This window comes from Pseudomonas sp. P5_B2, assembly GCF_056400445.1.
Window position 1 is genome coordinate 1 of the sequence record NZ_JBFULH010000621.1, and the last position, 2,323, is coordinate 2,323.

Annotated in this window: 1 protein-coding gene and 1 pseudogene; one reads left to right on the top strand and one right to left on the bottom strand. The window is 58.7% G+C overall.

Translation table 11 applies throughout. The features are described 5' to 3' along the window. Positions 1 to 90 precede the first annotated feature (90 nt). Positions 91 to 1,764 (bottom strand): DEAD/DEAH box helicase, encoded by a 1,674-nt coding sequence (locus tag AC1DRJ_RS24820; RefSeq protein WP_092279556.1) that lies wholly within the window; start codon positions 1,762 to 1,764, stop codon positions 91 to 93. A gap of 421 nt (positions 1,765 to 2,185) precedes the next feature. On the opposite strand from AC1DRJ_RS24820, the pseudogene AC1DRJ_RS24825 reads away from it, so the two are divergent. After that, positions 2,186 to 2,323: pseudogene (locus AC1DRJ_RS24825) on the top strand (crotonase/enoyl-CoA hydratase family protein); the annotation flags it as partial.

Sequence of the window (2,323 nt, forward strand, 5' to 3'; positions counted from 1 at the left end):
TTCCCACGCAGAGCGTGGGAACGATCAGGCAAAAAAATCCCCGAACCAGTCGGGGATTTTTTATGTGCGATCAATCAGCTCAGGAGCGGATCAATCTTCGCGATAGCGACGCAGCTTCAACTGCTTACCGGCAACGCGAGTGTCCTTCAGTTTGGTCAGCAGCTTCTCCAGACCATCTTCCGGCAACTCGACGAGGCTGAAGCTGTCACGCACCTGGATGCGGCCGATGGCTTCACGAGCCAAACCGCCTTCATTCAGGATAGCGCCCAGCAGGTTCTTGGCAGCGATACCGTCACGCGCACCCAGCGCGGTACGGCAACGAGCACGACCTTCAGCCAGTGCAACCGGAGCACGACGCTCACGATCACCACGGTCCGGACGATCACCGGTACGCTCTGGACGATCGCCACGCGGTGCGTTGTTCGGCACCAATGGACGTTCTTTCTCGATCGCGGCCAGGGTCAGCGCCTGAGCGTTGGTTGCCTTGCGCAGCAGAGCAGCGGCCAGTGCACGCGGGGTGCAACCGATATCAGCGGTCAGACGATCCAGCAGATCACCGTGAGTCGACTCGGCATCGGCAACCAGCGGCGACAGGCTGTTGGTCAGTTTCTTGATGCGGGCATCGAGAACGGCCTGAGCGTCCGGCAGGCGAACTTCGGCAACCTTTTGACCGGTTACACGCTCGATCACTTGCAGCATGCGGCGCTCACGTGGAGTCACCAGCAGCAGTGCACGACCTTCGCGACCGGCACGGCCGGTACGGCCGATACGGTGAACGTAGGATTCCGGATCGTACGGCATGTCAACGTTGAACACGTGAGTGATGCGCGGAACGTCCAGGCCACGAGCAGCAACGTCGGTCGCCACAACGATGTCCAGACGGCCATCCTTGAGGGATTCGATCACGCGCTCACGCTGGTTCTGAGCAATGTCACCGTTCAGCGCAGCGGCTTTGTAGCCTTTGGCTTCCAGGGCACTGGCCAGGTCCAGGGTCGCTTGCTTGGTGCGCACGAACATGATCAGGGCGTCGAAATCTTCCACTTCCAGCAGGCTCAATACAGCCGAGGTCTTCTGGTCAGCGTGAACCAACAGGTGAGCCTGTTCGATCGCGGTAACGGTCTGAGTCTTGGTCTGGATCTTCACGTGTTGCGGATCGCGCAGATGGCGTTCGGCAATGGCACGGATCGACTGCGGCAGGGTGGCCGAGAACAATACGGTCTGACGGGTTGCAGGCAGGGACTTGAAGATGACTTCGAGGTCGTCCATGAAACCCAGTTTGAGCATTTCGTCCGCTTCGTCGAGAACCAGGTGGTTCACGGTAGCCAGGACTTTTTCGTCACGACGCAGGTGGTCGCACAGACGGCCCGGAGTGGCGACAACGATCTGTGCGCCATTACGGATTGCTTTCAGTTGTGGACCCATAGGGGCGCCGCCGTAAACGGCCACAACGGTAACGCCCGGCATTTGCTTGGCGTAGGTTTCGAAAGCGGTTGCTACTTGCAGCGCCAACTCACGGGTTGGCGCCAGGATCAGGGCTTGCGGCTCGCGCTTGGCAGGATCGATGCGATGCAGGATCGGCAGGGCGAACGCGGCGGTTTTACCGGTACCGGTTTGCGCTTGGCCAATCATGTCGTGGCCGGCCATGATGATCGGGATCGATTGCTGCTGAATAGCCGAAGGCTCTTCGTAGCCAGTCGCAATGACGGCTGCAAGGATATTCGGATTAAGATTAAAAGCGGCGAAGCCGCCGGTTTCCTGGGTCATGGGTCTGCCTCTAAGTGCATCCGCAAAGACCCATGCTCCAAAGCTGCGCATGCCGTGTAAGACTCAAGAGTCGCCCTGGCTGCTTTGTCGGCGGGGATTTGCGAAAACGAATGAATGAAAAAGATTCGTCAAGGGAGAGTCCGCTGTGCGGACGTGCAGCCGAAGCTGACTTCGGGGAATTGCGCTACCTAAACGCGGCCCGGTTAAAGGCCGGCGCGCACTATACCGGAATTTGCCCAAAAAGGGAGCATTATTTGTCGGAAAACTGACGGATACACCGTTCTGTCACAGGCTTTGCGGATATTCCTGTGACGGTCTATTTTTCAAAGGCCCGGCCCTGCTGGCGATGGCGCTAAAACGGTTCATCGTTATCAGGTCGCCCTGCGGTCTGACACCCCCTTCCCGCCCGAGGATTAGCCCTATGAATCAGCCCGTTTGCAGTCGTGTCACCCGCGAACGACACGGTCATGTCCTGATGATCGGCCTTGATCGGGTGGCCAAGCGCAATGCCTTCGACGTTGATCTGATCAACGAACTGAGTCTGGCGTATGGCGAATTC

Excerpts from the sequence above, each read along its gene's own strand:
- AC1DRJ_RS24820 (WP_092279556.1), bottom strand. The coding sequence starts at position 1,764 with ATGACCCAGGAAACCGGCGGCTTCGCCGCTTTTAATCTTAATCCGAAT.